This window comes from Pseudomonas mosselii (genome assembly GCF_005796105.1).
Lineage (GTDB): Bacteria > Pseudomonadota > Gammaproteobacteria > Pseudomonadales > Pseudomonadaceae > Aquipseudomonas > Aquipseudomonas mosselii_C.
Genome location: NZ_VAUO01000022.1, coordinates 17,809 through 30,763, shown reverse-complemented (window position 1 = coordinate 30,763; position 12,955 = coordinate 17,809). Strand labels below are relative to the sequence as shown.

The window sequence follows — 12,955 nt, the reverse complement described above, 5'->3', positions numbered from 1 at the left end:
GCTGCTTAAAACTGTCCAACTTTTGGGGGGCAGTCCATCCTGTGGGAGCGGGTTTACCCGCGAAGGCCCCAACACCGCTTCAGAGCCAGATTGCATCCCAGTGCGGGTACTGCCGCACACTGGTCACCAGCCCAGCCCGCAAAGGGTTGGCGACAATGTAGCGCGCTGCTTTCCTGACATCCTCCTCTCGCCGCAAAGCCCGGTCCTGATAACCCGATTGCCATACCGGCTCCAGTTCTAGCCCTGCTTTATGCAAGGCCAGGCTTGAGCGTGACTTGAACCGGCGCATCAGGCTGGCGAGGGTCACCGATTTCAACTCGATGAGCCAATGCAGATGGTCGGGCATCACCACCCAGGCTAGAGAGATACAGGCGTCTTCCTGATCAGACTTGCGCATTTGTTGCACCACCACTCGGGCGTGACGCCAGTTGAGGAACAGTGGTGTGCGTCGATAAGTAACCGTGGTGAGCAAATAGACCCTACCCGGTTCCGAACAGCGTCCACGGCGTAACAGGTGCGATTGGGCAGGCGGCATTCGATCAATCCCTTCTCGAACAACAGACCCCTGAAATGTAGTGGCGGTAGAACAAGGACAGTGCTGCGCATGGTTTCTGAATATGGCAGCAGCTGCTGGCTTCCTCGCGGGCAAGCTGAACAAGCCCGCTCCTACAGCGCATCCCTGTGGGAGCGGGTTTACCCGCGAAGCAGGCGACGCGGTAGATGGCACCGGCTATGCCGGTGTTTGCGGCGAAAGTGCCCGAGAATCAGGCGGACCCCGCCGAGCACCGCCCCACGCTTTCTTGGAACCTGCATCAACGCCGTTTGTCGATCACTGATCTACGCTTTCATCGCGTCCTGTAACCATTCGAAAACCAAGGAGGCGGCATGACGGTATCGCATGCGCCGATGGTCGTGTGCCTGGGGCTGCTTTTGCTGTTGGCAGGCTGTGGAGAGGAAAAGGCCCCGTCAGTGCTGCCCAGGGTACTCGTGCAGCAGGCGCAGCCCACCGACTTTGCTGCGCGGATCACCCTGACCGGCGACATCCAGGCCCGAGTCCAGACCGAACTCTCGTTCCGCGTGGGGGGCAAGATCGTCTCGCGCAGCGTCGATGTGGGCGCCCACGTCAAGGCCAATCAGGTGCTCGCGCGCCTCGACCCGAAAGATCTGCAGAACAACGTCGACTCTGCCAAGGCTGCGGTGTTCGCCGAGCAGGCGCGAGTGACCCAGACCCGTACCGCATTCTGGCGGCAGCAGAAGCTGCTGCCCAAGGGCTACACCAGCCAGAGCGAGTACGACTCGGCTCTGGCCGCCTTGCGTGGCAGCCAGAGCGCCCTCAAGGCGGCCCAGGCGCAACTTGCCAGCGCCAATGAACAGCTGGGCTACACCGCGTTGGTGGCTGAGGCTGATGGCGTGATTACCGCGCGCCAGGCCGAGGTGGGGCAAGTGGTGCAGGCCACCATGCCGATCTTCAGCCTGGCGGTGGATGGCGACCGCGATGCGGTGTTCAACGTCTACGAGTCGTTGCTGTTGGCGCCACCCAGCGATGAAGGCGTGTGGGTGAGCCTGCTGGACAACCCGCAGGTCAAGGCCCAGGGCAAGGTCCGCGAAATCACCCCGACCGTCTCCGCGCAGAGCGGCACGGTGCAGGTTAAGGTGGCCTTGCGCGATGTGCCCCCGCAGATGCAGTTGGGCTCGCCGGTGACCGCCACCGGTAACACCCAGGGACGCCAGAGCGTCGAATTGCCCTGGGCGGCGTTGACCAAGGCGTCGAAAGAACCCGCTGTGTGGGTGGTGGGCGAGGGCGACAAGGTCGAGCTGCGCAAGGTGCGCGTAGGGCGCTACCTCACCGGCAAGGTGGTGATCGCCGACGGCATCCAGAGTGGCGAAACCGTTGTAGTGGCTGGCGGGCAATTGCTGCACCCCGGCATGCAGGTGGAAAAAGTCGCCACCCCAGGTGCAGGAGTCGCGCCATGAAGTATTGGTTGCCGATAGTCGCGGGCCTCTTGGTAGGTTGCAGCGCCGAGGAGGCGCCGCAGGAGCCTGTGCGCCCAGTGCTCTCGACGTTGGTGCAGGCCAAGGTGCAATCGCAGATGGGGCGGTTCGCCGGTACGGTGCAGGCCCGTTACGAAAGCACCTTGGGCTTCCGGGTTTCCGGGCGTATCGCCCGGCGTTGGCTGGATACCGGTGCTTGGGTGAACCCTGGTGATACCCTGGCGACCCTCGACCCCACCGACCAGCAGAACCAGTTGCGCGCCGCCGAGGGTGACCTGGCGCGGGTCCAGGCGCAGTGGATCAATGCCCAGGCCGATGCGCGTCGTCAGCAGCAGCTGTATGACCGTGGCGTCGGCGCGCAGGCGCAATTGGACATCGCTCAGACCAACCTGAAAACCGCCAGCGCTTCGCTGGAGCAAGCGCGTTCTGCGGTCAGTCAGGCCAAGGACCAGCTCGACTACAGCACCTTGCGCAGCGACCACGCAGCGGTTGTCACGGGTTGGCAGGCCGAGGCCGGTCAGACGGTGAGTGCCGGTCAGGCGGTGGTCACCCTGGCTCGCCCGGACGTCAAAGAGGCGGTGATCGACCTGCCCATCCGGGTGGCCGAGCAGTTGGACGCGAACCTGGTATTCAGCGTGGCTTCGCAGTTGGATCCGAGCATCGTCACCCGCGCAACGCTGCGCGAGCTGGAACCGCAGGCGGACGCCACGACCCGCACCCGGCGTGCGCGCCTGACCTTGGCCAGCACCCCGGACGCCTTCCACCTTGGCACCGCCATCAGTGTTAGCGTGAGCCATGCCGTCAGTCCGCGCAGCGAGCTGCCGGCGACCGTGTTGTTCGAGCGTGACGGCAAACCCCAGGTATGGGTGGTGGACCCGCAGCAAAACACCGTCGCCCTGCGCGACGTCAGCCTGTTGCAGCGTAGCGATCAGCGCATCGTAATCGGGGCCGGCGTGCAGGCGGGCGAGCGCGTCGTGACAGCAGGTGTGAACAGTCTCAAACCCGGCCAGCAGGTCAAGGTCGTCGAGGATACACAATGAAAGGACGCTTCAACCTTTCCGACTGGGCCCTGCGCCATCAGTCCTTCGTCTGGTACCTGATGTTCGTCGGCCTGCTCATGGGCGTGTTTTCGTATTTCAACCTGGGCCGTGAGGAAGACCCGGCGTTCACCATCAAGACCATGGTCATCCAGACCCGCTGGCCGGGTGCGACCCAAGACGAAACTCTCAACCAGGTCACTGACCGCATCGAGAAAAAGCTCGAAGAGCTGGACTCGCTCGATTACGTCAAGAGCTACACACGGCCTGGCGAGTCCACGGTATTTGTTTTCCTGCGTGACACCACCAAAGCCCGCGACATCCCGCAGATCTGGTACCAGGTGCGCAAGAAGATCGACGACATCCGTGGCCAGTTCCCAAAAGGCCTACAGGGCCCGGCGTTCAACGACGAGTTCGGTGATGTGTTCGGTTCGATCTACGCCTTCACTGCCGATGGCCTGACCTTGCGCCAGTTGCGCGACTATGTGGAGCTGGCCCGCGCCGAGGTACGCGAAGTGCCCAATATCGGCAAGATCGAGATGGTCGGCACCCAGGACGAGGTGCTGTATCTGAATTTCTCCACGCGTAAGCTGGCCGCGCTGGGTATCGACCAGCGCCAGGTGATGCAGGCGTTGCAGGCCCAGAACGCAGTGACCCCGGCAGGGGTCATCGAGGCTGGGCCGGAGCGAATTTCGGTGCGTACCACCGGGCAATTCGCCTCGGAAAAAGACCTGCAGAACGTCAACCTGCGGATCAATGAGCGTTTCTATCGCCTGGCCGATATCGCCGTCATCGAACGCGGTTACGCCGATCCACCCGCGCCGATGTTCCGCTTCAACGGCCAGCCTGCCATCGGTCTGGCCATCGGCATGAAGGCCGGCGGCAACATCCAGGCATTCGGCGCTGCGCTGAAACAGCAGATGGACCGGGTGATCAACGACCTGCCGGTGGGTGTGGGGGTGCACACGGTATCCGACCAGGCGGTGGTGGTCGAGGAGGCCGTCGGCGGGTTCACCCGTGCACTGTTCGAGGCGGTGGTGATCGTCCTGGTGGTGAGCTTCATCAGCCTGGGCATTCGTGCCGGCTTGGTGGTGGCATGTTCCATCCCGCTGGTGCTGGCGATGGTTTTCGTGTTCATGGAGTACAGCGGCATCACCATGCAGCGTATCTCGCTCGGGGCGTTGATCATCGCCCTCGGCCTGCTGGTGGACGATGCGATGATCACCGTCGAGGTCATGGTCACGCGCCTGGAGATGGGCGAAACCAAAGCGCAGGCGGCCACCTTCGCCTACACCTCCACGGCGTTCCCGATGCTCACTGGCACACTGGTCACCGTGGCCGGCTTCGTGCCTATCGGTCTGAATGCGAGTTCTGCCGGCGAGTACACCTTCACACTGTTCGCGGTGATTGCGGTGGCGCTGCTGGTGTCGTGGGGGGTGGCGGTGTTCTTCGCCCCGGTGCTTGGGGTGCACATGCTCAGCGCCAGCAAGGTCAAGACCCACGAGGCCAAGCCAGGGCGCGTGGCGCGTAGCTTCGAAGGCGGCCTGCTGTGGTGCATGCGCCACCGCTGGCTGACCATCGGCGGTACGGTGCTGCTGTTCGCGCTGTCGATCTTCAGCATGCGTTTCGTGCAGAACCAGTTCTTTCCCGCCTCCGACCGCCCGGAAATCTTGCTGGACCTCAACCTGCCGCAGAACGCCTCGATAGCAGAAACCCGCAAGGTGGTCGACCGACTCGAAGCCAAGCTCAAGGACGACCCCGACCTGGTGCACTGGAGCACCTACATCGGCCAGGGCGCGATCCGCTTCTACCTGCCCCTCGACCAGCAACTGCAAAACCCGTACTACGCCCAGTTGGTGATCGTCAGCAAAGGCCTGGAACAGCGTCAAGCCTTGATCGGGCGCTTGCAGAAACTGCTGCGCGAGGAGTTTGTCGGCATCGGCACCAACGTGCAAACGCTGGAAATGGGCCCGCCAGTGGGCCGGCCGATCCAGTACCGGGTCAGCGGCAAGGATATCGACCAGGTGCGCAAGCACGCCCTCGAGTTGGCCACGCTGCTCGATGGCAACCCGCACATCGGTGAGATGATCTACGACTGGAACGAGCCGGGTAAGGTGCTGCGGGTCGAAATCGCCCAGGACAAGGCGCGCCAGTTGGGGCTGTCGTCCGAGGATGTGGCTAACGTGATGAACAGCATCGTCAGCGGTGTGCCGATCACCCAGGTCAACGATGACATCTACCTGATCGATGTGGTCGCACGCGCCGACGACAGCGAGCGCGGCTCGCCCGATACCCTACGGAACCTGCAGATCGTCAGCCCCAGCGGCACCTCGATCCCGCTGCTGGCGTTCGCCACCGTGCGCTACGAGCTGGAGCAGCCGCTGGTGTGGCGCCGCGACCGCAAGCCGACCATCACCCTCAAGGCTTCGGTGAATGGCGACGTCCAGCCGACCGACCTGGTCGCGCAGCTCAAGCCGGAGATCGACGCATTCGCCGCCAAACTGCCCGCTGGTTACGAGGTGGCCACGGGTGGCACGGTAGAAGAGAGCGGCAAGGCCCAAGGCCCGATTGCGCAGGTGATCCCGCTGATGCTGTTCCTGATGGCGACCTTCCTGATGATCCAGCTGCATAGCGTGCAGAAGCTGTTCCTGGTCATCAGCGTGGCGCCGCTGGGCTTGATCGGCGTGGTGCTGGCATTGGTGCCGACGGGTACGCCAATGGGTTTCGTGGCGATTCTCGGTATCCTCGCGCTGGTTGGGATCATCATCCGTAACTCGGTGATTCTGGTGACCCAGATCGACGCGTTCGAGGCCCAGGGCTACTCGCCTTGGGATGCGGTGGTGGAGGCCACCAACCACAGGCGCCGGCCGATTTTGTTGACGGCGGCGGCCGCCAGCCTCGGGATGATTCCCATCGCCCGGGAAGTGTTCTGGGGGCCGATGGCCTATGCGATGATCGGCGGGATCATCAGTGCGACGCTGCTCACGCTGTTGTTCCTGCCGGCGCTGTATGTGGCCTGGTACAGGATTCGTGAACCGCAATCCTGAAGCCCATCATCGGCCCTGTGGGAGCGGGTGAACCCGCTCCCACAGGCGCAGCGCCAGCTTTTTAAAATTGGTTATATAAACATTCTTAAACAGTATTTTTAAGAATATCCGCGCCTCATTACTATGGCTTCCAAGCCAGGCGCAAATCCCCTTCGAACCTCTGCCCGGCACCCCTTACTCACAGGAGAACGAGCATGAGCGCATCGCTGCGTAGCATCGACGGTCAGGACGAAGCCACCATTCTGCGTGAGATCCAAAGCGCCCTGCGCGACCTGCGTTTCGGCGCCGTGGAGATCACCGTGCACAACGCCCAGGTGGTGCAGATCGAGCGCAAGGAGAAGTTCCGCCTGCAACAGCCCGGCAACAAATCCGGCTGAGACCGCATTACCCACAAATTAGAAAAATGCCAATCGGGAGCTTCACCATGTCCATCCGCCGTTATGCGCTCGCCGCCCTGGCCAGTGCCGTTTTTGCCGGTTCCGCCCTCGCCAAGGACTACGAACTGCTGAACGTGTCCTACGACCCGACCCGCGAGCTGTACCAGCAGTACAACGCCGAGTTCATCAAGCACTGGCAGCAGGCCCACCCAGGCGACACGGTGAAGATCCAGCAATCCCACGGTGGTTCGGGCAAGCAGGGCCGCGCGGTCATCGACGGCCTGCGCGCTGACGTGGTGACCCTGGCCCTAGCCGGTGACATCGACGAAATCGCCAAGCTCGGCAAGACCCTGCCGGAAAACTGGCAGACCCGTCTGCCGGACGCCAGCACCCCGTACACCTCGACCATCGTGTTCCTGGTGCGCAAGGGCAACCCGAAAGGTATCAAGGACTGGGGCGACCTGATCAAGAAAGACGTCTCGGTCATCACGCCTAACCCGAAAACCTCCGGCGGCGCCCGCTGGAACTTCCTCGCCGCCTGGGCCTACGGCCTGAAGGCTGGCGGTAGCGAAGCCAAAGCCAAGGAGTATGTGCAGGAGCTGTTCAAGCACGTACCGGTGCTCGATACCGGCGCCCGTGGCTCGACCATCACCTTCGTCAACAACGGCCAGGGCGATGTGTTACTGGCCTGGGAAAACGAAGCCTTCCTGGCGCTGAAGGAAGACGGCGGCGCCGACAAGTTCGACATCGTCGTGCCTTCGCTGTCGATCCTGGCCGAGCCGCCAGTGGCCGTGGTGGACAAAAACGCCGAGAAGAAGGGTAATACCGAGATCGCCACCGAGTACCTCAAGCACCTGTACAGCCCGGCTGGCCAGAAGATCGCCGCAGAGAACTTCTACCGTCCGCGTGACGCGAAAGTCGCCGCTGAGTTTGGCAAGCAGTTCCCGAAACTCGACCTAGTGACCATCGACAAGGACTTCGGTGGCTGGAAGACTGCGCAGCCTAAGTTCTTCAACGATGGCGGTGTGTTCGACCAGATTTACCAGGCGCAGTGATCGGCCATGAAAACAGCGGGGGCCGCGCTGCGGCCCTTTCGCGACACAAGGCCGCGCCTACAGAAAAGCACGATTCCCTGTAGGAGCGGCCTTGTGTCGCGATGGGCTGCAAAGCAGCTCCAGGATTTCAGAAGCTAGCACCAGCCCGGGATCGTTTCCGGGCTTCGTGCGTTCAACCAGGGACCTTTATGTCACGTCGTATTTCCCCCGTCATACCCGGCTTCGGGCTGACACTGGGCTACACCTTGGTGTACCTCAGTCTGATCGTGCTGATACCGCTGGCCGCCATGTTCGTGCATGCCGCACAGCTGACCTGGGAGCAGTTCTGGAACATCATCAGCGCACCGCGCGTGCTCGCCGCGCTCAAGCTGAGTTTCGGCACCGCCCTGTTCGCTGCCATCATCAACGGAGTGATCGGCACTTTGCTGGCCTGGGTGCTGGTGCGCTACACCTTCCCTGGGCGCAAGATCATCGACGCGATGATCGACCTGCCGTTTGCCCTGCCGACTGCCGTTGCGGGCATCGCCCTGACCGCGCTGTACGCGCCCTCGGGCTGGGTCGGCCAGTTCGCCACCGACCTTGGCTTCAAGATTGCCTACACCCCGCTTGGCATCACCCTGGCGCTGACCTTCGTCACCCTGCCGTTCGTGGTGCGTACGGTGCAGCCGGTATTGGCCGACATCCCGCGTGAAGTCGAAGAGGCCGCCGCCTGCCTGGGCGCCAAGCCTTTGCAGGTGTTCCGCCACGTGTTGGCCCCGGCGCTGCTGCCGGCCTGGCTGACTGGCTTCGCCCTGGCGTTCGCGCGCGGCGTTGGCGAGTACGGTTCGGTGATCTTCATCGCCGGCAACATGCCGATGAAGACCGAGATCCTGCCGCTGCTGATCATGGTCAAGCTCGACCAGTACGACTACACCGGCGCCACTGCCATCGGCGTGCTGATGCTGGTGGTTTCCTTCATCCTGCTGCTGCTGATCAACCTGCTTCAGCGGCGCATCGAAACCCCTTGAAGGAGGCTTGGTCATGTCTTCGACTTCCCTAGGCGCATCCGCTGCCGCCAACGCTGCCCGACGCGGCAACGCCACCTCGCGCCGGGTGCTGATTACCCTGGGCTGGATCGTTTTCGCGTTGTTCCTGCTGCTGCCGCTGGTGATCGTGGTATCCCAGGCGCTGAAGAACGGCTTCGGCACGTTCTTCGAGGCGATCTTCGAGGCCGATGCTTTGTCGGCGCTCAAGCTCACCTTGCTCGCGGTGGTGATCTCGGTGCCGCTGAACCTGGTGTTCGGCGTGTCCGCCGCCTGGTGCGTGAGCAAGTACAACTTCCGTGGCAAGAGCGTGCTGGTAACCCTGATCGACCTGCCGTTCTCGGTATCGCCGGTGATCGCTGGCCTGGTCTACGTGCTGATGTTCGGCGCGCAAGGCCTGTTCGGCCCGTGGCTGCAGGATCACGACATCCAGATCGTCTTCGCCCTGCCGGGCATCGTCCTGGCGACCATTTTCGTCACTGTGCCGTTCGTCGCTCGTGAGCTGATCCCGCTGATGCAGGAACAGGGCACGCAAGAGGAAGAAGCCGCGCGCCTGCTCGGTGCCAACGGCTGGCAGATGTTTTGGCACGTGACCCTGCCGAACATCAAGTGGGGCCTGATCTACGGCGTGGTGCTGTGCACCGCCCGGGCCATGGGCGAGTTCGGCGCGGTGTCGGTGGTGTCCGGGCATATTCGTGGCGTCACCAACACCTTGCCGCTGCACGTGGAGATCCTCTACAACGAGTACAACCACGTCGCGGCCTTCAGCGTGGCCAGCCTGCTGCTGATCCTGGCGCTCTTCATCCTGCTGCTCAAGCAGTGGAGCGAGAACCGTATTAACCGCCTGCGCCACAGCGCCGCGGAGGAATGATTCATGTCGATCGAAGTTCGTAACGTCAGCAAGCGCTTCAACAGCTTCCAGGCCCTGGACAACATCAACCTGGATATCAACAGCGGCGAGCTGGTGGCCCTGCTCGGCCCGTCCGGCTGCGGCAAGACCACGTTGCTGCGCATCATCGCCGGCCTGGAAACCCCGGACGACGGCAACATCGTGTTCCACGGCGAGGATGTGTCTGGCCACGACGTGCGTGATCGCAACGTTGGTTTCGTGTTCCAGCACTATGCGTTGTTCCGGCACATGAGCGTGTTCGACAACGTCGCCTTCGGCCTGCGCATGAAGCCCAAGGGTGAGCGTCCTAGCGAAAGCAAGATCGCCGAGAAAGTCCATGAGCTGCTGAACATGGTGCAGCTCGACTGGCTGTCCGACCGCTATCCCGAGCAGCTGTCCGGTGGCCAGCGCCAGCGTATCGCCCTGGCCCGTGCCCTGGCGGTCGAACCCAAGGTGTTGCTGCTCGACGAGCCGTTCGGTGCGCTGGACGCCAAGGTGCGCAAGGAGCTGCGCCGCTGGCTGGCGCGGCTGCACGAGGACATCAACCTGACCTCGGTGTTCGTGACCCACGACCAGGAAGAGGCCATGGAAGTGGCCGACCGTATCGTGGTGATGAACAAGGGTGTGATCGAGCAGATCGGCTCGCCCGGCGAGGTGTACGAGCAGCCGGCCAACGATTTCGTCTACCACTTCCTGGGCGATTCCAACCGCCTGGCCTTGAGCGAAGGCCATCACGTGCTGTTCCGCCCGCACGAGGTCTCGCTGTCGCGGCATGAGACTGAAGGTCACCATGCCGCCGAGGTGCGCGATATCCGTCCGCTGGGGGCCACCACTCGGGTCACGCTGAAGGTCGAAGGGCAGAGCGAGCTGATCGAGGCCGAGGTGGTCAAGGATCACGACAGCCTGAGCGGGCTGGCGCGCGGCGAGACGTTGTTCTTCCGACCGAAGGTCTGGCAGAAGGTGGCGGATATCTAAGCGATCCCAGCGCACTGAAAAACCGGGACTGCGCCTAATGCCCGTCAGTTAAGCCTTTGTTGCAGTAATTGGGGCCGCTGCGCGTCCCTTGCGCGGCACAAGGCCGCTCCTACACGACCGTACAAGCCGGCACTACCCGGGCTTACGCGGACATTGTAGGAGCGGCCTTGTGCCGCGAAAGGGTCGCAAAGCGGCCCCCATTGGCTTAACTGACGGGCATTAGGGACAGTGCCCGGTTTTTTATTATCTGATGCCTTTGGCGAATATTTCATATGCCTTAAAGGCATCGAGCGCTCAGCACCTTCGCTGCAACCCACGCACGCTGCGGGCTGGAGGCTAATGGTACAATTTAATATTCCAAATAAGCCTAATATTAACTTTAAAAGTTACTTTTAGAGATAAGCCTCAAACCCCGAAGATTCAGCCACACACCTGAATCCAGCCCATAGGGAGTTTGAGCAAATGGGTAATGTCCAGACGGCCGTCAGGGCCTTTGAGCAACCATGGCACCCGGCAGCGGGTGATCTGGTCGAGCTCGGACGCACGCTGCGCCTGCCGCTTGGTCAGTTGCGCCTGCAGCGCACTCCAGCCAGTGGGCTCAAGCGCCGCGACACGCTGGTTCTGGGCCTGCTGGTGCTGGCCTTGCACGGCGCCGCGGCTTACTGGATCAGCCAGGCCCCCACGCCCGCGCTGCCAATCGTGCCGCCACAGATTCCGCCGATGACCATCGAGTTCGCCGCACCTGCGCCACCGGTGGTCGAGCCGCCGCCACCCGCACCCGCGCCGCCCGTGGTCGAGCCACCCCCGCCGGTGGTCGATGAGCTGGCCGCCAAGCCCAAACCCAAGCCCAAGCCAGCGCCGAAACCGGTGGCCAAGCCTAAGCCAGAACCTGCGCCCGCGCCCAAGCCCGTCGAGGCTCCGCCTCCGGCTCCCGTGGCCGCCCCGGCACCGCCCGCGCCACCTGCGCCAGCCCCGGTAACGCCGCCTTCGGCGAATGCCGCCTACCTGAAGAACCCGGCGCCGGAGTATCCGCAGATGGCCCAGCGGCGTGGCTGGGAAGGCACCGTGCTGTTGCGCGTGGAGGTGTTGCCCAGCGGTAAGCCGGGGCAGATCCAGATTCAGAAAAGCAGTGGCCGCGATGCCCTGGACGCCGCTGCGCTGGCCGCCGTCAAGCGCTGGAGCTTCGTGCCGGCCAAGCAGGGCGACGTGGCCCAAGCGGGCTGGGTCAGCGTACCGATCGATTTCAAGTTGCGTTAATGCGCCACCGAACCTAGGAAGGACTACATCATGAGCCTGTTGGCATCCCCACTCGAATCCGTTGAAAGCGCCGTCATCTGGTTGTTGGTCGGCTTCTCTGTCGTTACCTGGGCGCTGGCCCTGATCAAGGTCGTGCAGTTCGTGCGGCTGAAGCATCAGGACAAGCGCTTCCACCAGCAGTTCTGGGCCGCTTCGAGCCTCGACGCTGCCGCCGAGCTGAGCCACGCGCAGCCCGGCCCCGCCGCCCGCGTGGCACAGGCCGGCTATGCCGCTATCGCCGTGGGCGAGCTGGGCCAGGCCAGTGACCTGAGCCACGCGATCAACCATCAGGACCGCCTGGAGCGTGCCCTGCGCCAGCAGATCGTGCGCGAGCGCCGTTCGCTGGAAACCGGCCTGGCGGTGGTCGCCAGTATCGGCAGCACCTCGCCCTTCATCGGCCTGTTCGGCACGGTATGGGGCATCATGGAGGCGCTTAAGGGGATCAGCGCGGCAGGCTCGGCCAGCCTGGAAACCGTGGCCGGCCCCATCGGCGCGGCGCTGGTGGCTACCGGTGTGGGTATTGCTGTCGCGGTGCCGGCGGTGCTGGTCTACAACTACTTCCTGCGCCGCCTCAAGCTTACCGCCGCCGACCTGGACGACTTCGCCCATGACTTCTACAGCCTGGCGCAGAAGAGTGCCTTCCGTGTGTTGCTGCACCCTACCGCCCAGCGCCAGCAAGCTGGTTTCACCCAGCCAGTGAAGGAGGCCTCCTGACATGGCCTTCTCGACCCAGGACAGCGATGAAGTGTTGAGTGAAATCAACGTCACCCCGCTGGTGGACGTCATGCTGGTGCTGCTGGTGGTGTTCATCGTCACCGCGCCCCTGCTGACCAATGCCATCCCCATCAACCTGCCCAAGACCGAGGCCGTGGCTCCGGTGGAGCAGAAGGACCCGTTGGTGGTGAGCATCGATGGCAGCGGCAAGCTGTTCATCAACAAGGACGAGATCCAGCCCGACCTGCTGGAGACCAACCTCAAGGCCGCCAAGGACAAGGACGCCGAGCTGCGTGTGCAGTTGCAGGCCGACGATGGCGTGAATTACGGCGAAGTGGCCCGGGCCATGGCGGCCATCGAACGTGCCGGGATCAGCAAGCTGGCGGTGATTACCGCACGCTGATCGGCGACATCCTCTTCAGGCAAGTGCTTATGGGCCATTTTCCTTGGCAGGGGATGGTCCTTTTTTTTAGCTGCAAGCTTGAAGCGGCAAGCGACAAGTAAAAAGCGCTCTCCTTTTGCTGTTTATAGGCCGTCGCCCTTGACCCCAG

The 12,955-nt window shown here is 63.1% G+C and carries 12 protein-coding genes; 11 read left to right on the top strand and 1 reads right to left on the bottom strand.

From position 1 onward, the window contains the following. Nucleotides 1–79 precede the first annotated feature (79 nt). On the bottom strand, nt 80–535 hold the full coding sequence (locus FEM01_RS23235) for an REP-associated tyrosine transposase (protein ID WP_138221792.1): 456 nt from the start codon (nt 533–535) through the stop codon (nt 80–82). A gap of 350 nt (nt 536–885) precedes the next feature. On the opposite strand from FEM01_RS23235, the gene FEM01_RS23230 reads away from it, so the two are divergent. The 11 genes from FEM01_RS23230 to FEM01_RS23180 all read left to right on the top strand — a co-directional run bounded on the left by FEM01_RS23230 (nt 886) and on the right by FEM01_RS23180 (nt 12,807). Beyond that, nucleotides 886–1,974, top strand: a complete 1,089-nt coding sequence (locus FEM01_RS23230; protein ID WP_138221791.1) for an efflux RND transporter periplasmic adaptor subunit — start codon at nt 886–888, stop codon at nt 1,972–1,974. Continuing rightward, complete coding sequence (locus FEM01_RS23225) at nt 1,971–3,032, top strand: efflux RND transporter periplasmic adaptor subunit (RefSeq protein ID WP_138221790.1); 1,062 nt, start codon at nt 1,971–1,973, stop codon at nt 3,030–3,032. Before FEM01_RS23230 ends, FEM01_RS23225 begins: the two co-directional genes overlap by 4 nt. Next, the gene (locus FEM01_RS23220; protein WP_138221789.1) at nt 3,029–6,076 is read left to right on the top strand and encodes an efflux RND transporter permease subunit; all 3,048 of its coding nucleotides are present in this window, start codon (nt 3,029–3,031) and stop codon (nt 6,074–6,076) included. The genes FEM01_RS23225 and FEM01_RS23220 overlap by 4 nt, the downstream gene beginning before the upstream one ends. Nucleotides 6,077–6,270: 194 nt before the next feature. Then, nucleotides 6,271–6,453 carry a sulfur starvation response protein OscA gene (gene oscA, locus FEM01_RS23215; protein ID WP_016489716.1) on the top strand — a complete coding sequence of 61 codons (183 nt, stop codon included), beginning with the start codon at nt 6,271–6,273 and terminating at the stop codon, nt 6,451–6,453. A gap of 47 nt (nt 6,454–6,500) precedes the next feature. Beyond that, on the top strand, nt 6,501–7,508 hold the full coding sequence (locus tag FEM01_RS23210; protein ID WP_138221788.1) for a sulfate ABC transporter substrate-binding protein: 1,008 nt from the start codon (nt 6,501–6,503) through the stop codon (nt 7,506–7,508). 188 nt (nt 7,509–7,696) lie between these two features. Next, nucleotides 7,697–8,515 (top strand): sulfate ABC transporter permease subunit CysT, encoded by an 819-nt coding sequence (gene cysT, locus FEM01_RS23205; RefSeq protein ID WP_138221787.1) that lies wholly within the window; start codon nt 7,697–7,699, stop codon nt 8,513–8,515. A 13-nt stretch (nt 8,516–8,528) separates the two neighbouring features. Beyond that, nucleotides 8,529–9,401 carry a sulfate ABC transporter permease subunit CysW gene (gene cysW, locus FEM01_RS23200; RefSeq protein ID WP_138221786.1) on the top strand — a complete coding sequence of 291 codons (873 nt, stop codon included), beginning with the start codon at nt 8,529–8,531 and terminating at the stop codon, nt 9,399–9,401. 3 nt (nt 9,402–9,404) lie between these two features. After that, complete coding sequence (locus FEM01_RS23195; RefSeq protein ID WP_138221785.1) at nt 9,405–10,394, top strand: sulfate/molybdate ABC transporter ATP-binding protein; 990 nt, start codon at nt 9,405–9,407, stop codon at nt 10,392–10,394. 462 nt (nt 10,395–10,856) lie between these two features. Then, nucleotides 10,857–11,651, top strand: a complete 795-nt coding sequence (locus tag FEM01_RS23190) for an energy transducer TonB (RefSeq protein ID WP_138221784.1) — start codon at nt 10,857–10,859, stop codon at nt 11,649–11,651. A gap of 30 nt (nt 11,652–11,681) precedes the next feature. Further along, complete coding sequence (locus FEM01_RS23185; protein WP_138221783.1) at nt 11,682–12,404, top strand: MotA/TolQ/ExbB proton channel family protein; 723 nt, start codon at nt 11,682–11,684, stop codon at nt 12,402–12,404. A 1-nt stretch (nt 12,405) separates the two neighbouring features. After that, a complete protein-coding gene (locus FEM01_RS23180) occupies nt 12,406–12,807 on the top strand; it encodes an ExbD/TolR family protein (RefSeq protein ID WP_028688526.1) in 402 nt (133 codons plus the stop codon). Nucleotides 12,808–12,955: the final 148 nt, after the last annotated feature.